A 25,129-nucleotide genomic window follows, 5' to 3' on the forward strand; every position below is an offset into this window, starting at 1 on the left:
GAAGTGATTACAAACAGAATTGGCGGGTATGGTGAAAAATGAGTCCGCTAGTTGACAATAATAAAAAATAAAGATCCCCCAATTTCTTGAGGAATCCCAGCTTGAAGTTGTTCTGAGGTATAGTGCATCGCCTCAACTAATGAACTCAACTCAATTTTGTCTTCCCGTTGCAAACGATAGAGGGCTTGATCTAAGTCATCCCTAGATAAGGGAGGTTGTAATTTCTGACGCAGATGAAAAATGGGTAAATAATTGTCGGTTCCTAGTTCTTTATCTAACTGCTGAATCAGTTGTAAAATTTCTGTATCTGTTGGTTTCTGGGTCAGTACAGGTTCTGAACTCAACGAAGGTTGGGGTTGGGTGACAGTTACAGGCGGATTCACTTGACTCGGAAGTGATTTTCGCAAAAACAGCAGATAATTCCCCAGCAGTTCTAAACTAATCACTGGATTTGTGCCTTTTTTCGGCATATAATCCTCTCGTAGCTGATCGAGTCCGCGCTGAGTCATCCACACTTCAGCCTTTTGGCGTTTCAGTTGTTTTTCGACTTCAATGAATCCCCGTTCATGGAAGCGTTGTAAAATAGCATCGCGTTCGGCTGACTTCAACGACTTGATATCGATTTTGCTGGGTTTAACTTTTCCCGATGCTTTACCGATACTGTTGAGTACCCTAAGTTCACTGGGAGAGAGAGGAACTTGATCCGGTTCTATGTTCAACAGAGCGCGACCCGGTGGTAAAATATTAACCGATGCGATCTCACGGGAGAAATCGACCCAACCCCGTGCTTCTAAATCGCGGACAATTTTGTTTTTGCCTTTGATGCTATTGAATACCTTTGCCGACAGTGGAGAACGGTAGTCTGGACATCCTAGCAGTTTCAGGAGAAATTTTAGCTCCTTGGTTTCCATGGAAATGCTTAACCTCGTCTATCGTTCATTCTACTTTAGCTTGAGGGGGGAACACAACGGAAGGGTATCAATGTCTTCAATCGTGGCTATATATATGCCTTGGGATGCCCGTGTTCAGGATAGTCAGTTTTACCCATCCTAGCTTCCTAAATTAGGTTTGTAGTCAGCACGAAGCGTGCTAGCCGCGCTGAAGCGCTTACTACAAACGCCTAAGTCAATGATATTCAGGAGACCAGAAAATTGGAAAGAGCAGTCTACTCATGGTTTTGTTAAACATTCTGTTCCTGGAATGTGACCAAATATTCGTTGAGAATACTCCAGTAACTCCTGATTATCGAATAACCTTCGGTAGGACGGATCATCAGCGAAGTACTGCCATCGACTACAAACATCCATATTCCTCGCTTTTCCGTGATACTCACGTCCTTCAAAGGAACTACCATCACCTCGGCGACTGACTGTATTGATGCCAGCATCCGAAAACTCTAGGTTGAGTTTAGACGCAATTTCTCGGCGATAATCTATGTCAGCAAACCACTGATTATAATTAATACAAACTTTTTTGTTTTTCAATGAATTTGTTTCCCCTAAATATTCTTTGGCATAGTCAAGCCACACATCTATATCTGTTTTGTTTTTATCATTGACACCTCTATAGTCTCTTTTGATTCGACTCGCCAGCAGATTAAATGGATCTCGCAAAATTAAAACATCATACTTGTATTGACTCTTGCCAAAATAAAGATCATGCTTGAACTCAAATAAAGGATTGGTGATTTGCGCCAGACTATAATCTTCGTAGCTATGGATTAAACAATCTTTTTTTTCAAAAAAACCTTTGGCTTCTTGTCGCCACCACTCAATGTCTTTGGTTTTGTCCTTTCGGAGTAAATCTTCGTATTTTTCCCGATAAGGATTTCTATTAACTCGGATATTGTTCAGGTGTCTAACCTTTCCAGTTTCTTGCTTTTCTATCCAATGAATAATGGCATGATTGCCACTGCGTCTTAATCCCACAACCCGCATCTCTTTATGATTAATAACTTGCGACAGAATATGCCGTTGTGAAATGGCTCGACCTACATCTTCAACGCTATGATAGAATTGACGATTGGCTTTTTGTAGTAATGTCGATGATTCTTGCACAAGCTGAAGGAAAATTGATTTTTGAGACATGGTTATTACTATCAATCGTCTAGCGACACTTAAAATCATAGCCTAATGTTTTTTTTATCGCACAGTGCGCCCAAAAACGTTTAACCCGCTTCTCGCACCTGATCGGTATAATCTTTGGGACGCATTTGACGAAACACCTGCAACGCCGCTTGGCGCAAACTGAGGGGGAAATAGGATAAAATTACTCCCAATTGCGCTTTCCGAGAACTGCCAATAATATCCGTCACCTCTTGCAACATCTGACGCCCTTGAACTGTATCCCCATTTTCAATTAACCGTAACCCCAACGCTTCTTTTGTCCATGCCAATTTTTGTATCCGTAGTTTTTCTAATTCTTGATCAGGAAATCGATAACTATCAATACAAAAAACCTTAGCCTTCAAAAAATGCAGATTCTGCCTTAAACTCGTTTGTCCCCCGTGAAACCGATACTCCATTAAATACTCTGGCAAAAAATACCCCTGCTTAAGCGCGATCGCTAATCGTACCAGTAAATCAAAATCCTCACAACCATCGGCTTCTGGGCGCATATAGTCCACATCCTGCAAACAGGCGCGACGAAACAAGGTTGAACCCACCTGCAAACTTTGATATTGAAACGTTTGTCGCATTAAATCAGGGATTATACCCGGCTTCAGCTTATCTTTTCCCCACTTCGCTGCATTCTCTTTCGTCGCTGACTCCACCCGATTTCCATGTTTATTAATAACCCAGTGATTTGTACAGACAAAATCCACTGTTGGTTCCGCCTCTAATACTGCCACCGTTTTTTCTAGGAATTCTGGTGTCAGGGCATCATCGTCATCAAATTTGATAAAATAGTCTCCCTGTGCGGCATCAAATCCAGAACGCATATTTTTACTGCGCCCTATATTATTTTCATGGCGAACATAGCGAATCCTGGAATCATCCCACTGACTGACAACTGTCGGTGTATCATCAGTTGAACCATCGTCGCAAATAATTAACTCAAAATCTTTATAGGTTTGACTCAGAACACTATTAACCGAATTGACCAGATAGTTGGCACGGTTGTAAGTGGGAATACAAACACTAACATTAGACATAATAGATTCGGTAAGGGAATAGGGACTAGGCTACAGGGAATAGCTTGAGCAGAGGTATCTGAGTTTTGCCCGGTTACAAATCACTCTTTTATCCTTTGTAACATGGCTAACCTGATGCCAAACCATTTCTTGCTATTCATTTAAATAAATACTATTGAGGACATCAACAATTCTGCGCCGAAAAAAACTATCATTCTGTTTATACCAATCACGAGCATTATCACCTAATCTTTTTTTTGTCATGTAATCCATTCCTAAAACGTCGTTTATCTTTTGTTCTAATGCCTGGGAATCAACGTAATAGTTGTTCCCCAAACACTGGGGATTTGTCAGACAATAATCCACTAAAATCCCTCTATCTGCTGTGATCAACTCATTCATCGGTGGTGCATTGGTCGTAATTACTACTGAACGACAGCTCATCGCTTCGGCAATCAAATGACCAAAACCTTCTGCTTCTGAAGGACACAGGTGAATACCATGACTGTTCTGATATTCCCTTAATACTGTATCATCCAGATAATGAGTAATATACTCAATATTAGTTGTACTCATTGAGTCAGGCTCTTGCCAATTCCGCCGGATAGTTAGGGGGGGCCACTCTGGATGATGCCGCCATAGGTTGATAATTGTATTTGTGCCTTTTTGAGCGCTTTTACCTGCCAGATGGAAAAACTTATCACAATCTTTGCTGGATTGAGGGTTGAATTGGTCAAGACTGGTAAAGCCAATAAATTTAGTTTGGCAGCCTAATTTGTCAAAAATGGATTGGGCGAATTTAGTTTTACAAAGGATGTAGTCAAACTGATTTAAAAAAGGACGCCACTCGTCTCGGAACCATTCCTGATTTGGGATTAAACAGTTGAGGCGAGCATAAGGAAACCAAGAGGGGATAACATACTCTAAAAACAGGTTAATATCATAGGGGGGATTTTTGTTGTTCAATTCGCTAGTAAACCGCTCGACATAGGTTGATAGACGCTGAATTTTATGGTTAAGTGTAGATTTGCCCACTTCAAAAACAGTAACTTTGAAATTATAGTTTTGCAAGACTTCAGTGAGAATACGTGCGTCCCGACTTAAACCAAAGTCATTATCTACCATTATTATATTGACACGCTTCATAGTCAATTCAGTAAGTTAAATAATTGATTGATACACATTAGATGGCAAAGGAAACAATTAATAACAAATTGTCTAAATTTTAACAATCAAATCAGGCTGGGTGAGAATTTCAGCGCTTTACCTCCTACTGGGTTCGATAGACACACAAAGTGTTACACTCTTTCTGTAGCGAAATTCCGGTATAATTTTATCGAGTTGATCAAGGAATTCTGCAAACTGCAATAGTTTGGACTCACATTAGCCTCAATGCGATTCTGCCTAAAATATGAAAAGGTTCTCCAAGGAGGTATAATTTGGCGATCGCTCCCTCGATTCGGACTCTCTTCATCACTAAGGAAGTGCCGTACCCACCCAAGGGTGGAGTATCTCTACGGAACTGGCAAAACATCAACATCATGATGAAGTTTGGTCTTGTTGCCGTTTTCTCCGCTTCAAACTGGACTCCTAAGCACTCATCTCTACCCGGTGTTGTCCTATGGAAGCATACTAATGTTACCACACAACGTTCAGGTTGGGAAAATCGAGAACGTCGGTTGTGGTGGCTGCGCCGCCGCAGACATCCAGATGCGGATTGGGCTTATTCCAATAGGGCGGCTCAGGAATTAGACGAACTCTTAACAAAATTTCAGCCTGATCTGGTAATCTTTGAGGAGGTTTGGCTGTATCCGTACCTGAGTGTGGTCAAGCGCCATCAGTGTCGGATTATTTTTGACGATCATAACATAGAGGCACAGCTTTTTCAGCAGAAATATCCTTCATTTGAGGGTCTCAGATCACGGGCGAAAGCAACTATTCAGCTTTCCCATCTCACGTCCATTGAGGGCGACTTCGTCCGTCAAGCCAACCAAGTTTGGGTATGCAGTGATGAGGACGCTTGCCTAATCAATAACTTGTATGGGGCGGTATCCAATACTAAAGTTGTACCCAATGGGATGAATGTGGCACAGTATGACCCGGTGCGCTTGGGTCAATGTCGCCCTCCCAGTGGATTAGAAGATACTCGCCGAACCTTATTATTTGTGGGTTTACTCTCATACGCACCCAACACCGAGGCGGCAGAATTACTCATAGACCAAATCTATCCTCGGTTACGAGAGATTGACTCGGACTGTCGTCTTTTGTTGGTGGGACGCAATCCGAATCAAAAGATGCAGGAAGCTGCCAAACGAGAACCTGGGATCATCGTCACAGGAGGGGTTCCAGATGTACTGCCGTATCTAGCTGCTGCTAGCATTGTGATTGTGCCACTGCTTCAGGGGGGAGGCACTCGTCTGAAAATCCTAGAAGCTTTTGCCGCAGGTTGTCCAGTCGTCAGTACGGCAAAGGGGGCTGAGGGGTTGAAAGCTAAGGATGGGGAACATTTGCTGATTCGGAATGAAGTTGATGCAATCGTCGAGTGTGTGTGTCAACTCTGGTCAGATCCTACCTTGGGTGAGAAACTGGCTCATTCTGCTTATGAGTTGGTCAAGTCAGAATACTCCTGGGAAGCGGTTGAAAAGAGGCTAGAGCAAGCTATTCGAGAACTCTTTTGATACTGCATCCGCTCTCCAGCACGTCAGCCTACCCCCCAATCCATTATCCATTAGGGTTTGCTGAATAGGTTTTGCGGTGGGAGTCGGGAGCTGGGGGAGCTGAGGGAGTCCAATTAGGCGTCGGGTGCATGTCAACGCAAGTAGTGGCATGACCCAGCTAAAATGGTGCAATAGTAAATTAGCTCTAAGCCTTGTAAGTTAAGGGTTGTAGAATTTTTCTAAGGTCACAATTAAGCTGGGTCACGCCAGTAGGGTGGGTTAAGGTTAAGGAATTGTTAAGCAAAAGCTAATTTTTTGTTAAACTAAAATAGCTCACTTCCATTGGTAGCATTCTCCTCATGCCCAACAAAAAAGCTATAACGATTAACTTTGCCAGGAGGCAAATTACAAAATCTCTACTCTGCTTAGTGGTTTTTCTGGCGTTTGCAAGCGTTGCTGGTCAGTACTTTAAGTATTTTGTGAGTAATGGCAGATTAGCCAGAGCCGTAGATTTATTTTACAGCGGGAAGGAATCCAGTATTCCTACGTGGTATTCATCCGTGGCTTTACTTTTTTGTTCCCTACTGCTTGCCCTGATTGCTTTTGTGAAGCAAAGTGGTGGTTTCCGTTATGTCCGCAGTTGGTACATTTTGTCAATTATCTTTCTCTTTCTATCGTTAGATGAAGTGGCTATGTTCCATGAAACCATGGGTATGGTACTGAGGCAATTTTTCAACACAAGTGGCGCACTTTACTACCGTTGGGTTATCATTGGTATTCCCTTAACCTTTTTATTTTTGCTGTCTTATGCGAGGTTTATTGCTGCTCTTCCGACGAAGACACGGTGGCTATTTCTCCTATCCGGAACTATTTTTGTTGGCGGCGCTCTTGGCATGGAAATGACGGCAGCAAATTACGCCAGCCTGCATGGTGAAGACAATATGATCTATGCCCTACTCACAACTTTTGAGGAGTTCTGTGAAATGCTTGGTATTGTGATATTCATTAATGCTTTGCTATCACATCTATGTTTATATATAAATAACTTACATTTTTACCTGGATGCTAAAAAATAATGATAGTCAAAAAATATAGCTATCTTACTTTTGATTGCCTTTGAATATAGTCCTAATTTTTCTGATCCGATTTTTCAAAGGAGCCGTTACTAAAAAATTTATTCTTTTCCAGTACCAAATAAAGATTGCGTAAGAAATATCCGAATAGATAACTTGATCTTTAGAAGTTGCATGTACTCTAGCAAGTCGTCCTCCCCAGAGAAATTTTTCATGAGAAGGATTCCCCGGATCGGTATTGCGAGCATGTAGCCCGATCTCACTGTAAGTCGCTGATCCACCCCGTACTGCCCGTACCTTTTGGGCTCCTCGGTTCCTCAATCTCCAATTCTCTAGCCATTCCCATACATTTCCGCCTAAATCATAAGCTCCATAATAGCTACATGCAAATTGATAAGCATCTACCTCAGTCAGAAAATAAGGTTTTCCTATAGCGAAAATTTCCTTAAAAAAGTTAGCGGAATGTTGATCTCCTGGAGGTTCAGAGTTATTGGGTATCTCATTAGTTTTAACTGGATAATTCCAGTATTTTCTTTCACCTTTTAGGGTTGGATCATAGTAAGCCGCTTTATACCATTCATACTCATTGGGAATCCAATAGAGGGCTTTCTTATTTCTTCCCAATGGCAGCTTACGATCATCAACAACGTCTGCATTTCCTTTGGGAAAGTAGCGCGTATCATAAGCGCCATCACTATTTGTTCCTTCAGTTGTGCCTAATTCTGCTCGTCCGGTACAAGGTTTTCCGTAGTGATACCAATTAGCCATGCGAGCTAAATCATACCAAGAAATGTAAACAACAGGTCTCTTTTCCCATGCTTTTTAAGGAGAGTATTGGTAAGTACCTTCGTGGTCAAATCGCTCAATCCCACCAAATAATCCCGTAGACATACTGGGATTGTACAGGGAATAGGGATCGTCGAATTTTGCCACGGCATTTAAAAAGGCTGCGTACTCTTCATTCGTGACTTCATATTTACCAATCTCATAAACATAAGGAACATATCCAAAATCATAAATTGGATCATTTTCATTTCCAGGATCACCAATAAATACAAATTCCATTAATGCTTTTCCATCTAACAATGTACGCTAAACCCAATAATATTAAATGCGAAAGCTTGGATTTTTTGCTACTCTAAATCCAAAAATATAGAGTTTATGATCGCTAAATTCAGAATCAATATTTATCCGAGAAAGTGCATGGTCAAACGTCGTTGCGCCTCCACCTCTCACCCAGCGATGCGTTCTGCCATTCCGTAGTGTTTCTACCCATTCCCATACATTGCCCCCTTGATCAAAGGTTCCGTAATAACTTGTTGTATATTGATAACTACCAACAGGTGTCAAATAGGGATCTGGAGCTGCCCACTTAAAATCATAATAGTTGGCTGAATTGTCATCTCCTGGAGGAGCAACTGCATTGGGTTTTGCATCGCTTCGTGTGGGATAGAGCCAGTATCCGCCCTTCCCATCTTTCGTTGGATCAAAATACGCTGCCTTATTCCATTCATCTAAGGTAGGAATCCAGAATTTGGCTTCAGGATTATGGGTTACAACTTTTTGAATTCCACGCCCCTTGGAAAATACAGAGGTGTTGTAGGCTCCGACTTCCGAATTACCTTCAGTAGTTTCCAAAACCGATTCGCCTTGCTGTGGCTTTTCAAAGTGCAACCAATTACAGAAACGAGCCGCATCAAACCAGGATACATAAACGACTGGCAAATCCGAATAGCCCTCTAAAGGTGCGTAAAAATAGCAACCATCTTGCTCGATGCGTTTAATCCCGCCAAATAGTCCTCTCTCCATATTGATGTTATATAAGTTGTACGGATCAGAATGCACTGCCACTGCATTTAGGAATTCTGCATATTGTGCGTTAGTAACTTGATATTTGGCAATTTCAAAAATGTAATCTACTTTACCTGAATTTGTAATTTTATCTGTCGGATTTCCGGTATCTTTAACAGTAACAAACTCTCTTGCTTTCATAGTTATTTTATCAATCAATGTTACCTTGAGTCAAAATTCGCCTTAGATAGTTTAATTATCTGTGGTAATTTTAACTGTACATGCTTGCGAATGTCCTTCCGCTTTTCGATTAGGGGCATCAAGAATTGGACGAGATTGCCAGGTTGAAGAGCTTGCTCCGGCTCAATTGTCATACCCTCAAGGTCAAAGTGCTTGAACAACCCTTCAAACTTACCTTGATAGGTGATGCAAGCAGCGGGAGTACCCTGACCTAGGCTGGCTCGCCAGATGCATTCTACCACTCAGAACCATGTCCAGGTTGCCAGCGATACCTTTTATCTCTGCTGCACTGCAAGGTGTGGGAACTTTTAGACAATAAGACTGTAGTTCTAAGGGAAGAGTCTTCCAGACAGCTTCAGCCAAAACAACGTCACTATTCTTGCCTTTAATATTACGAAAATCATGGGGAATTAATACAAAACTGAGACGTTTGTTTTTAGAATATAATTTCCCTATTGTATCGATATAGATTTGGATTAAGTTCTCTATTTTTTTAACTTCCAAGTTTTCGATTAACTTGTAATTTGCATTAATGCCCAATACTATTCGATTAGTGGTTCGCTGTTCATCAATCCACTTCAATACATGCCGTACTGTTTCAGAATCTTCAACCGGCTGTAAAAGGAATGCTAAATCTGCTACAAGTTCAACAGGTCGCTTCAGGTGATGAACTAATCTCTTATGGGAAACGGGATCACGGACACATAATCGCACAGTTTCCGGCAAATTGTTCAGTGCTTCAACACTTTTAGGTTTCGGTTGAGAATTGAAACTGAAGCCCAAAACCGCTGTATCAACTCCCATTGCATTGGCGATTGAGACCAATTTCACTCTTTGAAGAGTATCGTGTTCGTAATAATATCCATCCATCACATCTGCACCGATGCAATAAAATTGCTCATACTGGTACACCGCATTGGCAAAATAAAATAAAGCTTTCGGTGAACCTAAAGAACCACCAAGAAAATGGTGGTGTAGTTCGCTCTTTCCTGACACTAATTCCAAATTTTTCCATTGAAGCTTAGGATCATAAGACAGCACACCTATGCGTTTTATGCCTGTGTCTCGGAGATATTCTATCGCCCCAGTCACTAAAGCTTCATCTCCCAGACTCCCTGGTGCAGCTGGAGGAAGGATGAGAACTGATGAGTCTCTGTCTCGACGTCGGAAAATAGTTCGCCTAAAGCGTAACATATCAGTGTAGATAGCAACGGATCGGGACAGAATCTGCTGTTTTATACTAGTCATAAATTTTCCACATTCACCTAAATTAACTTGCCGATAGTTCCTTTATTTTTTGCACAAATTTTTGCAATTTTTGGTTAGTTTTTACGAATAAGCTGGGTGATTTTAGTTGCTTAGGTTTCTGATCGGGTTGTTTCATGAAGCGATAATATAAAAATATATCTTTGTAACAAATATCAACATCTTCTCCTTTACATAACTTGGCGAAATCCTTAGACGAGTAGTTCATGTAGTGAATGCGATGAATCGGTTTTAATCCCTGCTCGTTATAGAGAACCTGATCAATATTCACGAAGGGATCGGCATCCGCGCAGTTACCCGTGCGGTCTTGCCCGTTAGGGCTGAGCGTGAAGTTATATAACGGGCGATCGCACCGAAGCGTCATATAATTAAACAAAAATGCATCATCCCACCAACGAGATACCCAAGCTATTTCTTCCCGTTCAATAAGCTGCTCTTTCAAAAGTGATAGTTCTCGTTCATCAAAAATTCCTTGCTTTGAACCAAAAAAGCTAGAACAATGCAGTTTGGGTCGGATATGTTCTTCTTTATAAATGCCACTTTCTTCAATCAGAGGAATATTCAGTGCCGCCGAATCTATCGATTTCTTGTGTTCCCAATCATCAAACACAAAGTCATAGGCGTCTAACTTTTCCAACACATCTTCCACCGACTTCATGGCTAGACTATCAGCATCGTAAAAGACAAACGTTTCAAACTGCCCATCAAAAGCCGCGAACCTTCTATGATGACCTTTGCCCCAGGGGGGGCGAGTAATCGCCTTCTTTTTTGCGGCTGGATGAGCTGCCCAAACCTGTGTGGCAAAGTCTTCCCAACGTTGAATCGATTCCCGATTATCAAACAGTGTGACATTGGCTCTGGAATCAACTTCCGGCTTTACTCGTTCGAGTCGTTCGTCATAGGGAATCACACAAACTGAAATATCAGGACTAACATTCACCTCAATGCTGTTGAGTAAGGCAACGAGTTGGTCATAAACTGCATCATTAGCTAGGGTATAAATACCAAAGGATGACATAGAGAAAAGTCCTCACTGTAGCAGTTTTCCAATAGCTTAACCCATTTTTGGGAAGCGTGGTTGAAGTCGAATACGCTTGGAAGTAGTCCCGGCGGTGCTAGGAACCGAGTCTGAGTCGATACTGGTATAGTTGGACACTAATTCTTGATAAAAGTATGAACCCCGATCGCACTCCCGATAGTCAACCCCATCCCTCCTTTGTCCCGAAGGTATCCGTCGTTGTCCCCATCTACAACGGTGCAGCCGATATACCCGACTTAATCCAGTGTCTCTTCTCACAAACGTACCCCAAAGATCAGGTAGAATACCTCCTCGTAGACAATAATAGCCGCGATCGCACCCCTGATATCCTGCACCAAGCGGCTCAAGACGCCGAAGCTCAAGGCATCACCCTTCACCCCCTCACTGAAAACCAGATTCAAAGTTCCTACGCCGCTCGCAATACAGGCATCAAAGCCTCCACTGGTGAAATTCTAGCCTTCACTGATGCCGATTGTCGCCCCCTTCCCCAGTGGTTAAGTCTCTTAGTTCAGCCCTTTGTCAATCCCAAAGTCGGATTAGTTGTGGGTGAAATTTCCGCTTTACCCGGTAAAACCTTGCTCGAAAAACACGCCGAACGCCAAGGAACATTAAGCCAAAAAAACACCCTGGATCACCCATTTTATCCCTACGGTCAAACCGCCAACTTAGCCATTCGTCGTCAATCCTTACAAGAAGTCGGCTTATTCCGTCCCTACATGACAACTGGAGGAGATGCGGATATTTGTTGGCGAATTCAGCGTCAGACTCAATGGCAACTAGACTTTGCTGAAACAGCCATTATCCAACACCGTCACCGTACTAACCTAAAGGAATTCCGTAGCCAATGGCAACGCTATGGACGTTCAAATAAATACTTACACGAACTGCACGGCGTTGAGTTGCAACCGAAATTAACCTCAAAAAAATCTTTATATTTAATCAGTCGTTGGCTGCTCAAGGAATTGCCACTAACCAGCGGACAAGTTATTGCCGGAAAAGCCTCTTTGGGGGATGTGCTAAAAACTCCAATTAATCTGTACGGCGCTTGGTATCGCGACCTCGGGCAACAACAAACTCAACTCGATGAAAAAGCGAATAAAATTGATTGGCTGTAAATAATTTTTTAATTTTGAAGGGTGTAGGGGCGGGTTTTACCATTATCGTTACTTGTCACCCAGATGTCACTAAACCCGCCCCCTCTGAATGACAGCGTAACGCCGATTTGCCGATTCGTTTGATTCTTGTGTTATAACAGAGCTGGTTAGACTCCCTAGCGACAACTCACCCCGACAGTTATGCCAACGCCTCAGATTGCTGCGATTATCTGTACTCACAACCGAGATGCGTATCTAGGCGCTGCCATCGATAGCCTATTAGCCCAAGATTGTGATAATTTTATCGTCGTAGTGGTCGATAACGCCTCTAGCGATCGCACTCGTGAGATTGTTGAAGCCCGTATCTCTCACCCTCAGCTAAAATACGTTTACGAACCCGTTATCGGTCTTTCCGTAGCACGCAATACGGGCGCAAAGGAAACCACTGCTCCCATTCTCGCCTATTTAGATGATGATGCCGTCGCCAGTCCCCAATGGTTGAGAGTTCTTCTAGAGGCTTATCACCAAAATGAAAAATTGGCAGTAGCTGGCGGTAAAGTCACCCTAATCTGGCCCCCCGGCGTCGAACCCCCCAGCTGGATATCCCCAGAACTCGCTGGCAATCTAGGACTGTATGATCTCGGTGATAGCGTAGTTTATATCAAAGAACCTGGTTTAACACCCAGAGGCTTAAACTACTCCATCCGGCGTACCTTCTTAGAACAAATTGGCGGTTTTGATCCTAATCTAGGACGTCAAGGTAAAAAATTACTCTCCAACGAAGAATTATACGTGACCGAACTCGCCCTCAAACAAAGCTGGCAAGTAGCCTATCTCCCCGATGCCGTCGCCGCCCATAACGTCGCCCCAGAACGCCTCAAAGCCAGCTGGTTTTTACAGCGTAGCTGGTGGCAAGGGATTAGCGAATGTTATCGCGAAGAAGTGGCAGGTCGAACTGGGGTACGTCAGTTAGGACGAGGAGGAGAACGCATCGCCCGGGGACTCTACAAATCCGCGAAACATTTGACTGACCCAGCCAAACGGTTCGATAATCTAGTTTACGCTTATGGGCAGATTGGTTATCTAAGTGCCGCCATTCAAGCTATGCTAATCAAACCCAAGGATGAAGTCTGAATGATGAGGGAGCAGAGGGAGCTGGGGGAGCTGGGGAAGCAGGGGGAGCTGGGGGAGCAGGGGGAGCAGGGGAAGCAGGGGGAGCAGGGGAAGCAGGGGGAGCAGGGGGAGCAGGGGGAGCAGGGGAAGCAGGGGGAGCAGGGGGAGCAGGGGGAGCAGAATTACCAATGAACAATGAACAATCAGCAAATGACGAATGACGAATGACCAATGACGAATGACAAATGACCAATGACCAATGACCAATGACCAATGACCAATGACGAATCATGAAAAAAGCACTAATATGCGGCGTATCGGGTCAAGATGGCGCTTACTTAGCCAAATTACTCCTCAATGAAGGTTATAGCGTCTGTGGTACATCACGGGATGCTCAAATGTCATCCTTTCAGAATCTAGTTCGTTTAGGTATCCGTGACCAAGTGAAACTAGAATCTGCCGCCCTCACCGATTTTCGCAGTGTGCTGCAAGTCCTGATGAAAAATCAACCGGATGAGGTCTATAACTTGGCAGGACAAAGTTCGGTGGGATTGTCGTTTGAACAACCAGTAGAAACCCTAGAAAGCATTTCTATTGGTACGTTAAATCTTTTAGAAGCGATTCGGTTTACGGGTGAACCTATTAAATTTTATAACGCGGGATCGAGTGAATGTTTTGGCGATATTGGCACAAAAGCGGCGGATGAAACAACTCCATTTCGTCCCAGAAGTCCTTATGCGGTAGCAAAATCGGCTGCCTTTTGGCAAGTGGCAAACTATCGCGAAGCTTACGGGTTGTTTGCTTGTTCCGGGATTCTATTCAATCACGAATCTCCCCTGAGACCCCAACGATTTGTGACCCAAAAGATTGTTGCGGCAGTGTCTCGCATTGCCCAAGGTAGCCAAGAAAAGCTTTATCTGGGTAATGTTGACATTAAACGCGACTGGGGATGGGCGCCTGAATACGTCGAGGCAATGTATAAAATATTACAACAAGAGGAACCTGATGATTATGTGATTGCCACGGGAGAGAGTTACACCTTAGAAGAGTTTGTGGTAGCGGCTTTTGATTCGGTCGGCTTGGATTGGCAAGATTATGTGATCACGGATAGGAGTTTGTTCCGACCAACCGATTTAGCAATCAGTCGGGGAAATCCCGCCAAAGCCAAAGAAAAACTCGGATGGCAAGCTCAGTATAAAATGCCTGATATTGTGCGGATGATGGTTGAAGATAGACAAGAAAATAAGCGTTGAGTGTTCCCGATATGCCATGGCACGTCTGTAGGGGCGGCTTTTACTATTATCCTTTCTTCACTCACCTAGATGTAACTAAACCCGCCCCGATCAAGTTTTGATTTTAAGAATAACTTGACAAATGTGATGGCAATAATGGTTACAAATGACCAATGACCAACGACCAATGACGACCCATGAAAATTCTCATGCTCTCTTCTACGTTTCCCTATCCCCCTACCCGAGGAGGAACGCAGGTTAGAACATTTAATTTACTCAAGCATCTGAGTGGGCGTCATGAAATTACGCTACTGACTCAACGGGCGGATGATGTCACCGATACAGAAATCGAAGCCCTGCAAAAATGGGTGAAGGAATTAGTCGTATTTCCTCGTCCGGAAACAACCCATTTGAAGGGTGGAATAGGGGGAAAGTTACAGCGCTTTGGTCAGTTTTTACAGCAGGGGATTCCTCCCAGTGTCCTCTCGATTTATTCTCCACAATTACAGGATTGGGTTGATCAGTGTGTCAAGAAGAATAACGTTGATGTAATTACCTGCGAACATAGCGTTAACGAGATTTATGTGCGTCCGGAGTTTCGCGAACAACTGCGAACGGTTGTCAATATCCACAGTTCGGTGTACGCTTCCTGTCGCAATCAGTTGCAAACGGGTACAAGTGAGAATCTCTGGCGCGATCGCTTGAATCTGCCTCTGCTTTATCGCTATGAACAGCGCTACTGTGCTAAATTCTCTCATATTGTGGTGACGACGGATGACGATCGCCAACAGATTCAATCCTATAATCCCCCCAGTCAGATTGCTGTGATTCCCAATGGTGTAGACTTTAGCCAATTTCCTTATCGAACTGTTGATCCCGGTGGACATCGCTTGACGTTTATCGGCGCGATGGATAATTTAGCCAATATTGATGCGGTGATGTTCTTAAGTTTAGAGGTATTCCCCGCAATTCAACAACGGTATCCAGACACAACGTTAACACTGGTTGGCGCACGTCCCACCTCTGAGGTATCGGCGCTGGGGAATCGTCCCGGAATTACGGTAACGGGGCGGGTGCCTTCAATGGCAGACTACTTACATCAAGCCACTGTATGTGTCGTCTCGATGCGAACGGGGTATGGGATCAAGAACAAAACCTTGGAGGCGATGGCGGCAGGTGTACCTGTGGTGGGAAGCGATCGCGGGTTGGAAGGACTTGAGGTTGATCGTCCCAATGTACCATTGAGAGCATTGAGGGCAAACTCGGTTTCCGAGTATGTTGATGCCGTGACTCGCTTATTTGAAGAGTCTCAACTGAGACAACAATTGTCACAAAATGGACGCCAGTTGATTGAGAATAATTATACATGGGAGCGAGCCGCCCAGCTTTATGAACAAGTCATTTGTGCAAAGTGAACAAACAAATAGCTGTAGGGTGTAGGGTGTAGGGGTATGCATATTAAAACTATCTGCCTCAAGGAATAGCCTGCCAATAATTTGTGATCAAAAATTAATCATAAATTATCTATATAAATAATTTATGATTAAAATATTAAAATGTTTATATAATAAGGTAAAACTGTTTGATGAATATAGACATAATCCATTAGCAAATTTTAATAAATGCCATCTCAATTCATCATTAATTCCGATAAAACCGAATTTATGACTATTTTTGGGGGAAGTTGAAGATTTATGAAAATTCTCATCCTCTCTGCCACATTTCCTTATCCACCCACCAGCGGCGGAACTGAGGTTAGAACATTTAACTTACTCAAGGCTCTGAGTGAGCGTCATCAGATTACCCTGGTGACTCAACCCACTGATGATAGTTCCGAGACTGACGTGGAAAAGTTGCAGGAATGGGTCGAAGAACTCGTTGTTTTCCCTCAACCCAACAGCTCAGAGAACAACAGTGGATTGCGGTCAAAAATGCAGCGCTTGAGTACATTCCTGCAACAAGGAACGCCTCAAAGTGTCTTAAAATACTACTCCCCGGAGATGCAGGAGTGGGTTAATCAGGCAATAGAGTCAGGAAACTTTGACGTGATCACCTGCGAACATAGCATGAATGAAATTTATGTTCGCCCCCAATGGCGAGAGAAGTTGCGAACCGTCGTCAATATTCATAGTTCCCTCTATCGCAAGCAGCGCCATCAGTTAGACGGCAAACCAGCGGATAAGCAGCTACGAGAGCAATTAAATTTACCCCTACTGCGCCGTTACGAAGAGCGATATTGTGGCAAGTTTACCAATATTGTCGTCGCGACTCCCACAGATCGGCGTCAGATTGAGGATTATGAACCAGAGGGTAAGATTACGTTAGTTCCCAATGGCGTTGATTTTAAGCAGTTTCCTAAGCGTGTCTCCGATCCGGGAGGACAGCGATTAGTGTTTGTGGGTGTTATGGATAGCCTGACAAACGTTGATGCGGTGCGTTTCTTTAGTTTAGAGGTATTCCCAGAGATTTTACGACGGTATCCAGAGGCAATCTTAGAAATTGTTGGCGCACGCCCTGTACCTGAGGTGTTAGAGTTGCAGGAACGTCCGGGAATTACGGTGGCAGGGCGGGTGAGTTCAATCGTAGACTATTTGCATAAGGCAACAGTTTGTGTAATTCCCCTGCGGACTAGCTATGGGATTAAAAACAAAACCCTAGAGGCAATGGCAGCAGGAGTTCCTGTGGTAGCAAGCGATCGCGGTTTGGAAGGATTGCCTGTGGATGGTGGAGATGTCCCCCTGCGGGCATTACGGGCAAATGAACCCGCGGAATATGTGTATGCCGTGAGTCGGTTATTTGAGAAACGTCAGCTTCGCAAGCAACTCTCAGAAAATGGGCGATCGCTGGTTGAGAAAAAATATACCTGGAAACGGGCGGGGGAGCTTTATGAGAAGGTATTGATGGGGAAGTGAGTTATTTGTCATTGGTCATTGGTCATTCGTCTTTCTTTGTCTGTGGTTGTTTCATTGTGACAGAGCTGACACCATTTTCAGTGGGGCGGTTGAAACCGCAACTACACAAACAAAACCCGCCTGGCCTTCGGCAAGCTTCGCTAACGCGGGTTCCAAAACTCTTAATCTGTTGTTAGTCCGCGCAGGCGGACTTGGTTTGTCTAGGCGCGAATTCCATTCGCCTGAAGGAGGACGGAAGGGGGGTGAGGGGGTTGTGGCTTCAGTTGACACGGATGGGCATTGCCATGTCCCTACAGGTAGCCGTTTGAAAGTCTACCTAGACTTGCATCGCTTCTTGTAACGGAACGTCAGGTGTTGATTTATCCTCATGCAAACGATCTAAAATCTCAATCACTTCTCGCTCAAATGATACCTGGGCGCGGTTAGTTCTCCCCCCCACATAAAAGCGATCGCCTTTTTGTAATGCCCAAATTTGGGAGTGGGAGACATAGCTCATAATTACACCCACCATGAGCAAACCAAAGCCTGTATACACAATCGGAATGCCGGGATCAGCTTTAATTTGCAAACCTGTACTGCCGATTAATTCCTTAAGGCGCAATGTTACCCCATTCACTTGGGTACTCATTCCAGAACGCACCGTGGAGACTAATTTCCCCTTGGCATCGTATACCAAAACCGTCCCCTGTAAATCTTTTGCCAACAATGAAGCGCCTTCACTTAAATCCGGTTTCGTTGGTACCCATGTCCCCCAGATACGCCCATTCCCCTGGATATCCAGTTTCGCCATAGGTAACTGGAATATTGGACTGTTATTTAACTGTACCTGCACCGCCGCGATTCCCCAGTCGGTTTGGTAGAAGGTGACACCTTGATGGCGCAGAGGTTTATTCACATAAATGGTTTCTCTGTCAATTTCTTGTTCCTGATTATCCACAACCGACAAATCGGAATAAAACTGATCAATTCCGCCTTCGGGGGTGTAGTCAATCCAGAAGCGATTAACATGAATCCCCCAATCTTGAGGAACCTGAGATTTTGCCCAGGGACCGGCATCAATAATATTTCTGACATGAAAGGTTGCGCCACTAGGAACCATTTCCTGTGCCATAAATCCCGTCATCGCGCCCCAAATTGACCCCGCCAGAATAATCAGCATACTGGCATGAACCACAATTGGACCAATCCGCCCCACGATTCCTTTGCGGGCGTAGAGGCTATCTCCTTCTTGAAATACCCGATAGCGCTTGGCTTGCAGCAGTTGGGATAAAGAATTCAGGGAACCTGTTTCTAGTTCAGCGCTGAGTGCCAATTTCTGAAACTGACGCGGTTCCTGATAATAGTTCCAACGACGGGCGGCTTTGAGGGCGGGAAATTGACGAGTAAACGTGCAAGCGGTGAGGCTACTGCCAAATAGAACTAGGATTGACAAAAACCACCATGTCCGGTATACATGATCTAATCCTAAGAAGAGGAGAACTTTCCAGGTTAAGAAGCCAAATAACGCTGGATTTTCGGGATAATTGGCTTGATAAAAGGCGAGAGATTGACCCTGTTCGATAATGGTGCCACTGATACTGAAAAGAGCGATCGCTAATAGGAGTGCGATCGCGAGTCGTAAATCTGCCAGAAATGATACGATATAACGCCGGAACCAACGTCCGACAGGATTAGACACAGATTGATTATCTAACGTCATTTAATTAAAATATTCCCCCAGGAATCCGAGACAGCAGTGAAAAGACGCCGAATCCGACTAATAAAGCCCCACTAACGGGTGTAATCCAACTTGACCATTGGCGTACTTCTAATAACTTCTTTATTGAAGCAGTAAATGTACCTGCCACAATTAAGGGGGTAACATAACCTGCCGTATAGGATAATAGCAGAACGCCACCTAAAACCCAGTCTTGTGTACTTGCCACCCAAGCCAGTAACGTTGCCAAAACGGGTGTACTGCAAGGAGAGGCGACTAAACCAAAGGTTAAACCAATCAAATAGGAACGTATCCCCTTGGGCAAATCCGGAGAAATCCACTCCATTCCGCCAAACGACGGCAATTGTAGGGGTAAGGCTTCGAGTAAGTTTAGCCCCATGATGATGGCAATCAGGCTAACAATAATGGGTAATCCGATACCCACTTGCCCATAGACTCGCCCCACTGATGCGGCTAAAATTCCCAATCCGGCTAGGGTGGTTGCCAACCCGAAAGCAAACCAAGTGGATTGAGTCGCGGCTTGCAGGCGTCCTTTGGCTTCATAGCCACCAATATAGCCAATTGTGATTGGCAGCATGGATAGCATACAAGGAGTTAGGCTCGTCAGCAACCCAGCCGCAAAGATAATCCCGATGCTTAATCCACTCAGATGGGTAAGCTGATTTCCAACTAGATGATCGGCAAATTGTTCCAGTTGGTACAGTTGAGTTTTAATGGTGTCAATCATGCGCCGAGTAATCTACTGAATCCTGTTCATCTGAGCATTTTAACCTATTTGGACTCACGAAGCCGTCAAACTGACATTTTGACGGCTTTCTAAGTAGTCGGACAAAAGTTTTTGGAACGGTGATAATTTTTGTAAATACAACTCTAATTTCCTTGAGGCAAAGGTTACAAGCATTTTTGTTGGGGACAGTACCGTTTATTTATGTCCGACTACTTAGTCATGACTCGCTTACCAGTTATGATAGTAAATTGTATTCAACAACAAAACTGATGAATTCTTGTTTAAAAGTTTCAGATCCAGAGATTTTTGCGCTTCTGGATCAAGAAGCTCAGCGCCAGAAAGATAACATTGAATTAATTGCGTCGGCTAACTTTACCAGCCGCGCCGTACTAGAAGCCACAGGCTCAATCCTTACCAACAAAGTAGCGGAAGGATATCCGGGGCGGCGCTATTTTAGTGGCTGTGAAACGATTGATGTCCTGGAAAACTTGGCAATTGACCGGGCAAAACAACTATTTGGCGCCACTTACGCTAATCTTGAACCCTACACAGGTTCCCAAGCAAATCAGGCTGTTTACCTGACGGTTCTCAAACCAGGCGATCGCATCTTAGGGATGGATCTTGGTCATGGGGGACATCTGAGCCATGGTGCTAAATTTACCATGACAGGTAAAATCTATGACTGTCATTTCTATCAAGTCGATCCAGATACAGAGTACCTCGACTACGATCGCATCCTCAGCCAAGCCAAAGAGATTCGTCCTAAACTGATTATTGCTGGTGCGAGTTCCTATCCCCGCACCATTGATTTCCAACGCTTTCGGGAAATTGCGGATCAAGTCGGAGCCTATTTATTAGCGGATATCGCCCACATCTGTGGATTAGTGGCAGCCGGATTACATCCTTCTCCTGTTCCCCATGCTCATTTCGTCACCACCAGCACCCAGAAAACTTTGCGTGGTCCGCGCAGTGGCATGATTTTACTGGGGGAACATTCCGCAGCAGAATTTGCTCGCAAGATTGACAGTGCTGTATTTCCTGGGGTACAAGGCGCTGTTCATGTTCATGCGATCGCGGCTAAGGCGGTGATGCTCAAAGAAGCTATGTCTCCCAGCTTTGGGAGCTATCAACGTCAAAACCTGGAAAATTCCCGGATATTAGCCGCAGATTTGATGGAACGGGGATTCCGTCTGGTTTCTGGCGGTACGGATAATCATTTGATGCTTGTCGATCTCACTGAACAAGGTATCACAGGAAAGGAAGCCGAAGAACGCTTAGCCAGTGTCAGAATTACCGTCAATAAAAACTTGCTTCCCTACGATTCCCAGAAGCCTACAATATGCAGCGGTATTCGGGTAGGAACATCGGCAATCACGACGAGGGGATTTGGTGCCCAAGAAATGCATTCCATTGCTGAACTAATTGATAAAATGCTCAGCAGCGAACCTACAGTTAATACCATTGCCAAGGTTCAAGATGAAGTTAGTCGCTTATGTCGCCTTCATCCCCACATTGATTCGATTTACGAGCCAGATGGGGACAGGTTTGCCCGACAATCCGAATACCAACTTCAACCCTTCGACTGCGCTCAACCCTTCGACTGCGCTCAGGGTTAACGTTAATTCTCAACCTCAAGTTTTTCTGAATTTCCTGTATATCCAACTCGGAAAACATTAGCGATAGGTGCATATTTATGACCACAACAGCCAACTCGGAACAAGCCACAGAACGCGCCAGAGTCCATTACAACAGTGAAAATGCGCGTAATTTGTATGAGATTGCCATTGGCAGCGACACCTTAAATTTAGGATTGTATGAGGACGATCCAGATCGCCCCATTGCAGAGGGAATGGCGAAAACCACTGAATGGATGGCAAAACAAGTCCAGAACCTCAACCCCGATTTCCGTGTCCTTGATCTCGGTTCCGGATATGGACCAGCGGCACGACATTTGGCTGGCAAATATGGCTGTCATGTTACCTGTCTCAACATTAGTGAAGAACAAAATCAGGAAAATGAGCGGCGTAATCGTGAACAGGGTCTTGACAATTTGATTGATATTGTGTTTGGTAATTTTAAAGAAATTCCCTTTGATGATGCCAGTTTCGATCTGGTTTGGTCTCAAGATGCCCTATTCCATACTGACGGGCAAGATCGTGTTCTAGAAGAAGCCTATCGGGTGCTTAAACCAGGGGGACAATTGTTATTTATGGATATTCTGCAAGCCGATGATTGTCCAGATGGAGCCTTAAAGGATGCACTCGGACGGGTTAATATCAATCATGAGCGTTTGGGTTCTTTCCATTCCTATACCAGTAAAGCCGAAAGCCTGGGTTTTGAAACTATCAACGTGATCGACAAATCCGATCAGTTGCTCGTCCATTACACGAAATTGAGAGATTCTGTCATTGCCCATTACGACGAACTCAGCCAAAAATGTACCCCAGAATTTTTAGAATCGTCTAAAAATGGTTTGTGTCAATGGGTGGAGTCTGCCCAGAAAGGTCTGTTTACCTGGGGTCTATTTCATTTTCGCCGTCCATAAGTAAGTTGTTTAGGACTTACGCACAGCCTCTATCTGTAGGGTGCGTTAGCCTAGCGTAACGCACCTTTGCCCTCAATAGATAATGGTCAGGTGGGCAATGCCCACCCTACTTCCTGTGGTGTATTTTCAAGTAAAGAACATGAAGGCTCAAGAAATAGTTAAAACCCATCGCGATCACGTCTTTTTTTCCTGGGTTCCTCAGAAAAACATCCAAAATCCCATCGTTATGGATCGGGCTGAGGGCGTTTACTTTTGGGATAAAGACGGCAAAAAGTACCTGGATTTTTCCAGTCAGTACGTCAATATGAACATTGGTCATAGCCACCCCAAGGTGATTGCAGCCATAAAAGACCAAGCCGATAAACTGGTGTTCGCCCATCCTGGTACTGCCACAGAAATTCGTGCTGCAACAGCCGCCAAGTTAGCGGAAATTACACCAGGGGATCTGACCAAGACTTTCTTTACCCTGAGTGGGGCTGAAGCCATTGAAAATGCCATTAAAATAGCCCGTATGTACACGGGACGGCATAAAATAGTTACCCGATATCGCAGTTATCATGGTGCTACCTTGGGTGCAGCAACGGCAGGAGGAGACCCCAGACGCTTGGTTCACGAACCGGGAATTAGTGGGATTGTTCGCGTGCATGATCCATATCCCTACCGTTGTCCTTTTGGCTACGCACCCGCAGGAAATCCCCAAGTGTATATCGATCACGTTATTCAGACTATTGAGTTTGAGGGACCCGAAAACGTGGCGGCGATCCTGATGGAAACTATTACGGGTTTCAATGGTGTGATTATTCCTCCTGATGGCTATTGGCAAGCCTTGCGGGACTATGCTGATCAGCATGGTATCCTGTTGATTTGTGACGAAGTGCTAGCCGGCTTTGGTCGCACCGGGAAAATGTTTGCGATCGAGCATTATGGGGTGGTTCCCGATATTATGGCAATGGCAAAAGGACTTACCTGTGGGTATATTCCCATGGGTGGGGTGATAGTACGCCAGCACATTGCCGATTATTTTGAAACCAACCCCTTTGTTTGCGGACTTACTTTTGGCAGTCATCCCATTGGTTGCGCTGCGGCTTTGGCGACGATGAAGGTTTATGAAGAAGAAAATCTGGTGGAAAATAGCCGGATTATGGGCAATCAGATGGCAGAAAAGTTACAGGAAATGAAGGCAAAACATCCATCGGTGGGAGATGTCCGCAGTTTAGGACTTTATGGAGTAATTGAGTGCGTCAAGAACCGAGAAACGCGGGAACCGATGGCTCCTTGGAATGCTAAACCCCATGAAATGGTGGTGATGGGTAAAGTGGCGGCTCGTCTCCGGGAGCTTGGTTTACATGGTCTTTTACGCTGGAATTGGGTATTTATGTCTCCCCCACTTTGCATTAATCAGGAGCAGTTAGAAGAAGGGTTTGCCATTATTGATGATGCGTTGAACATTGCTGATGAAGCCTACGAAGGTTAATTGACCAATGACGAAATAACCTTCGTTAAAATCCTAATCACCCGCGTCTTGATGAGAGAACGAACTTTTCTGTGTAATCAGTGTGTGAATAAGCTCTCACCTCCCTACCCCCATCAGGACAATAAATCAGTGAAATCAGTGTTTTGACAAATGACAAATGACAAATGACAAATGACAAATGACAAATGACAAACTACTTAAATAGGAGAAAATTCCCATGAAAATTGGATTTATTGGTCTGGGTAATATGGGCAGTGGGATGGTTGCTAATCTGCTCAAAACAGGATTTAATGTTTCAGTGTATGACATCCAACGGTCAAAAGCCGAAGCCTTAATCGCAGCAGGTGCTGTTTGGCGCAATTCTATCCCAGAGGTAGCAGGTGATGCTGATGTGATCATGACCAGTCTACCAGGACCAAAACAGTTAGAATCTGTGATGTTAGGCGATGCTGGAGTGATTGCCAATGCCCATCCTGGAACAATTTGGCTTGATACTGGAACCAATTCCATAGAAATTATGGAAAAGATTTCAGCCATTGCATCCGAACGGGAAGTTGACTCAATTGCCGCACCGGTTTCTGGGGGCGCAAAGGGGGCGGAAACTGGCACACTCTCCATGTTTGTCGGGGGCAATCAAGACACTTTTGCCAAAATTAAGGGAATATTAGAAGCCATTGGTTCTCAAATTTATTATGTAGGACCACTTTCCCATGCCATTCTTTCCAAATTGCTAATTAATTATCTTTGCTTCATTAATACTAAAGCCCTGGGTGAAGTCCTATCCTTGGGAGCAGAAGCAGGAATCGATCCTAAACAACTTACGAACATGATTCAAGCGGGTTCAGGTAGTAGCTGGGTCGCAGAAAAATTGCTTCCCTCTATCTTAGAAGGAAATCCGGGTCCAGCGTTTACATTAAACTTAGCTCACAAGGATGCCTGTTTAGTTAATGAACTCAATCAAAGCTTCAAAACTCCTCTAGAATTTTCAGCACGTCTATGTGAGGTATTACAACAAGCTTGTGCGACTTATGGTGGGGATAAAAGTTTTACTCAGATGATGAATTTGCCGGAGTAGTCAAGTCACTTCAGTCTAAATTGCACCAGTTAAATCTTAAT

General features: G+C 44.2%; 22 protein-coding genes and 1 pseudogene. 11 read left to right on the forward strand and 12 right to left on the reverse strand.

Going from position 1 to position 25,129, the window contains the following annotated elements:
• Nucleotides 1-47 precede the first annotated feature (47 nt).
• The 4 genes from RIG27_RS26290 to RIG27_RS26305 form a co-directional block, all read right to left on the reverse strand.
• Complete coding sequence (locus tag RIG27_RS26290; protein WP_446350122.1) at nt 48-911, reverse strand: transcription factor RcaD; 864 nt, start codon at nt 909-911, stop codon at nt 48-50.
• Nucleotides 912-1,169: 258 nt separating this feature from the next.
• Complete coding sequence (locus RIG27_RS26295) at nt 1,170-2,087, reverse strand: hypothetical protein (protein WP_446350123.1); 918 nt, start codon at nt 2,085-2,087, stop codon at nt 1,170-1,172.
• Between the two features lie 80 nt (nt 2,088-2,167).
• Nucleotides 2,168-3,154: a glycosyltransferase family 2 protein gene (locus RIG27_RS26300; RefSeq protein WP_446350125.1), complete on the reverse strand. Its 987-nt coding sequence runs from the start codon at nt 3,152-3,154 to the stop codon at nt 2,168-2,170.
• Nucleotides 3,155-3,286: 132 nt separating this feature from the next.
• A complete protein-coding gene (locus RIG27_RS26305; RefSeq protein ID WP_446350127.1) occupies nt 3,287-4,279 on the reverse strand; it encodes a glycosyltransferase in 993 nt (330 codons plus the stop codon).
• 293 nt (nt 4,280-4,572) lie between these two features.
• Here RIG27_RS26305 and RIG27_RS26310 point away from each other — a divergent pair, with 293 nt between their 5' ends.
• On the forward strand, nt 4,573-5,811 hold the full coding sequence (locus RIG27_RS26310; protein ID WP_446350129.1) for a glycosyltransferase family 4 protein: 1,239 nt from the start codon (nt 4,573-4,575) through the stop codon (nt 5,809-5,811).
• A 338-nt stretch (nt 5,812-6,149) separates the two neighbouring features.
• On the forward strand, nt 6,150-6,866 hold the full coding sequence (locus tag RIG27_RS26315) for a hypothetical protein (protein WP_446350131.1): 717 nt from the start codon (nt 6,150-6,152) through the stop codon (nt 6,864-6,866).
• Nucleotides 6,867-6,890: 24 nt separating this feature from the next.
• Here RIG27_RS26315 and RIG27_RS26320 read toward each other — a convergent pair whose 3' ends face one another.
• From RIG27_RS26320 to RIG27_RS26340, 5 genes are all read right to left on the reverse strand, one after another.
• The gene (locus tag RIG27_RS26320; protein WP_446350132.1) at nt 6,891-7,631 is read right to left on the reverse strand and encodes an SUMF1/EgtB/PvdO family nonheme iron enzyme; all 741 of its coding nucleotides are present in this window, start codon (nt 7,629-7,631) and stop codon (nt 6,891-6,893) included.
• Nucleotides 7,632-7,685: 54 nt separating this feature from the next.
• Nucleotides 7,686-7,928: a hypothetical protein gene (locus tag RIG27_RS26325; protein WP_446350134.1), complete on the reverse strand. Its 243-nt coding sequence runs from the start codon at nt 7,926-7,928 to the stop codon at nt 7,686-7,688.
• Nucleotides 7,929-7,970: 42 nt separating this feature from the next.
• On the reverse strand, nt 7,971-8,855 hold the full coding sequence (locus RIG27_RS26330) for a formylglycine-generating enzyme family protein (RefSeq protein ID WP_446350136.1): 885 nt from the start codon (nt 8,853-8,855) through the stop codon (nt 7,971-7,973).
• A 210-nt stretch (nt 8,856-9,065) separates the two neighbouring features.
• Nucleotides 9,066-10,142 (reverse strand): polysaccharide pyruvyl transferase family protein, encoded by a 1,077-nt coding sequence (locus RIG27_RS26335; protein WP_446350138.1) that lies wholly within the window; start codon nt 10,140-10,142, stop codon nt 9,066-9,068.
• Nucleotides 10,143-10,164: 22 nt separating this feature from the next.
• Nucleotides 10,165-11,178, reverse strand: a complete 1,014-nt coding sequence (locus RIG27_RS26340; protein WP_446350140.1) for an Npun_R2821/Npun_R2822 family protein — start codon at nt 11,176-11,178, stop codon at nt 10,165-10,167.
• A gap of 155 nt (nt 11,179-11,333) precedes the next feature.
• Between RIG27_RS26340 and RIG27_RS26345 the strand changes: the two genes are divergently transcribed.
• Entirely contained in the window at nt 11,334-12,314 is a 981-nt protein-coding gene (locus RIG27_RS26345; RefSeq protein WP_446350142.1) for a glycosyltransferase, read from the forward strand.
• A 180-nt stretch (nt 12,315-12,494) separates the two neighbouring features.
• Entirely contained in the window at nt 12,495-13,427 is a 933-nt protein-coding gene (locus RIG27_RS26350) for a glycosyltransferase (protein WP_446345366.1), read from the forward strand.
• Here RIG27_RS26350 and RIG27_RS26355 read toward each other — a convergent pair.
• Nucleotides 13,405-13,698 carry a hypothetical protein gene (locus tag RIG27_RS26355; protein ID WP_446350145.1) on the reverse strand — a complete coding sequence of 98 codons (294 nt, stop codon included), beginning with the start codon at nt 13,696-13,698 and terminating at the stop codon, nt 13,405-13,407. The genes RIG27_RS26350 and RIG27_RS26355 overlap by 23 nt on opposite strands.
• Here RIG27_RS26355 and RIG27_RS26360 point away from each other — a divergent pair.
• From RIG27_RS26360 to RIG27_RS26370, 3 genes are all read left to right on the forward strand, one after another.
• Nucleotides 13,694-14,659: a GDP-mannose 4,6-dehydratase gene (locus RIG27_RS26360; RefSeq protein ID WP_446350210.1), complete on the forward strand. Its 966-nt coding sequence runs from the start codon at nt 13,694-13,696 to the stop codon at nt 14,657-14,659. The genes RIG27_RS26355 and RIG27_RS26360 overlap by 5 nt on opposite strands.
• 176 nt (nt 14,660-14,835) lie before the next feature.
• Nucleotides 14,836-16,053: a glycosyltransferase family 4 protein gene (locus RIG27_RS26365; protein WP_446350147.1), complete on the forward strand. Its 1,218-nt coding sequence runs from the start codon at nt 14,836-14,838 to the stop codon at nt 16,051-16,053.
• Nucleotides 16,054-16,332: 279 nt separating this feature from the next.
• Nucleotides 16,333-17,550, forward strand: coding sequence for a glycosyltransferase family 4 protein (locus RIG27_RS26370; RefSeq protein WP_446350149.1), 1,218 nt, complete (start codon nt 16,333-16,335; stop codon nt 17,548-17,550).
• Nucleotides 17,551-17,866: 316 nt separating this feature from the next.
• Here the strand turns inward: RIG27_RS26370 and RIG27_RS26375 are convergent, their stop codons facing one another.
• Nucleotides 17,867-19,249, reverse strand: a complete 1,383-nt coding sequence (locus RIG27_RS26375; RefSeq protein WP_446350150.1) for a cytochrome c biogenesis protein — start codon at nt 19,247-19,249, stop codon at nt 17,867-17,869.
• A 4-nt stretch (nt 19,250-19,253) separates the two neighbouring features.
• Nucleotides 19,254-19,994 (reverse strand): cytochrome c biogenesis protein CcdA, encoded by a 741-nt coding sequence (locus RIG27_RS26380; protein ID WP_446350151.1) that lies wholly within the window; start codon nt 19,992-19,994, stop codon nt 19,254-19,256.
• Nucleotides 19,995-20,263: 269 nt separating this feature from the next.
• On the opposite strand from RIG27_RS26380, the pseudogene RIG27_RS26385 reads away from it, so the two are divergent.
• The 4 genes and pseudogenes from RIG27_RS26385 to RIG27_RS26400 form a co-directional block, all read left to right on the forward strand.
• Nucleotides 20,264-21,502: pseudogene (locus RIG27_RS26385) on the forward strand (serine hydroxymethyltransferase); the annotation flags it as partial.
• Between the two features lie 185 nt (nt 21,503-21,687).
• On the forward strand, nt 21,688-22,539 hold the full coding sequence (locus RIG27_RS26390) for an SAM-dependent methyltransferase (protein WP_446350152.1): 852 nt from the start codon (nt 21,688-21,690) through the stop codon (nt 22,537-22,539).
• A gap of 139 nt (nt 22,540-22,678) precedes the next feature.
• On the forward strand, nt 22,679-24,013 hold the full coding sequence (locus tag RIG27_RS26395) for an aminotransferase class III-fold pyridoxal phosphate-dependent enzyme (RefSeq protein WP_446350153.1): 1,335 nt from the start codon (nt 22,679-22,681) through the stop codon (nt 24,011-24,013).
• A gap of 217 nt (nt 24,014-24,230) precedes the next feature.
• On the forward strand, nt 24,231-25,088 hold the full coding sequence (locus RIG27_RS26400) for an NAD(P)-dependent oxidoreductase (RefSeq protein WP_446350154.1): 858 nt from the start codon (nt 24,231-24,233) through the stop codon (nt 25,086-25,088).
• The last annotated feature ends 41 nt before the right edge of the window (nt 25,089-25,129 follow it).

The sequence above is a fragment of the Coleofasciculus sp. F4-SAH-05 genome (assembly GCF_040222985.1).
Lineage (GTDB): Bacteria > Cyanobacteriota > Cyanobacteriia > Cyanobacteriales > Coleofasciculaceae > Coleofasciculus > Coleofasciculus chthonoplastes.

Bases quoted from the DNA above. Each gene is read 5' to 3' on its own strand.
- RIG27_RS26290 (WP_446350122.1), bottom strand. From the start codon at position 911: ATGGAAACCAAGGAGCTAAAATTTCTCCTGAAACTGCTAGGATGTCCA.
- RIG27_RS26295 (WP_446350123.1), bottom strand. From the start codon at position 2,087: ATGTCTCAAAAATCAATTTTCCTTCAGCTTGTGCAAGAATCATCGACA.
- RIG27_RS26300 (WP_446350125.1), bottom strand. From the start codon at position 3,154: ATGTCTAATGTTAGTGTTTGTATTCCCACTTACAACCGTGCCAACTAT.
- RIG27_RS26305 (WP_446350127.1), bottom strand. From the start codon at position 4,279: ATGAAGCGTGTCAATATAATAATGGTAGATAATGACTTTGGTTTAAGT.
- RIG27_RS26315 (WP_446350131.1), top strand. From the start codon at position 6,150: ATGCCCAACAAAAAAGCTATAACGATTAACTTTGCCAGGAGGCAAATT.
- RIG27_RS26320 (WP_446350132.1), bottom strand. From the start codon at position 7,631: ATGGCTAATTGGTATCACTACGGAAAACCTTGTACCGGACGAGCAGAA.
- RIG27_RS26325 (WP_446350134.1), bottom strand. From the start codon at position 7,928: ATGGAATTTGTATTTATTGGTGATCCTGGAAATGAAAATGATCCAATT.
- RIG27_RS26330 (WP_446350136.1), bottom strand. From the start codon at position 8,855: ATGAAAGCAAGAGAGTTTGTTACTGTTAAAGATACCGGAAATCCGACA.
- RIG27_RS26335 (WP_446350138.1), bottom strand. From the start codon at position 10,142: ATGACTAGTATAAAACAGCAGATTCTGTCCCGATCCGTTGCTATCTAC.
- RIG27_RS26340 (WP_446350140.1), bottom strand. From the start codon at position 11,178: ATGTCATCCTTTGGTATTTATACCCTAGCTAATGATGCAGTTTATGAC.
- RIG27_RS26345 (WP_446350142.1), top strand. From the start codon at position 11,334: ATGAACCCCGATCGCACTCCCGATAGTCAACCCCATCCCTCCTTTGTC.
- RIG27_RS26350 (WP_446345366.1), top strand. From the start codon at position 12,495: ATGCCAACGCCTCAGATTGCTGCGATTATCTGTACTCACAACCGAGAT.
- RIG27_RS26355 (WP_446350145.1), bottom strand. From the start codon at position 13,698: ATGATTCGTCATTGGTCATTGGTCATTGGTCATTGGTCATTGGTCATT.
- RIG27_RS26365 (WP_446350147.1), top strand. From the start codon at position 14,836: ATGAAAATTCTCATGCTCTCTTCTACGTTTCCCTATCCCCCTACCCGA.
- RIG27_RS26370 (WP_446350149.1), top strand. From the start codon at position 16,333: ATGAAAATTCTCATCCTCTCTGCCACATTTCCTTATCCACCCACCAGC.
- RIG27_RS26375 (WP_446350150.1), bottom strand. From the start codon at position 19,249: ATGACGTTAGATAATCAATCTGTGTCTAATCCTGTCGGACGTTGGTTC.
- RIG27_RS26380 (WP_446350151.1), bottom strand. From the start codon at position 19,994: ATGATTGACACCATTAAAACTCAACTGTACCAACTGGAACAATTTGCC.
- RIG27_RS26390 (WP_446350152.1), top strand. From the start codon at position 21,688: ATGACCACAACAGCCAACTCGGAACAAGCCACAGAACGCGCCAGAGTC.
- RIG27_RS26395 (WP_446350153.1), top strand. From the start codon at position 22,679: ATGAAGGCTCAAGAAATAGTTAAAACCCATCGCGATCACGTCTTTTTT.
- RIG27_RS26400 (WP_446350154.1), top strand. From the start codon at position 24,231: ATGAAAATTGGATTTATTGGTCTGGGTAATATGGGCAGTGGGATGGTT.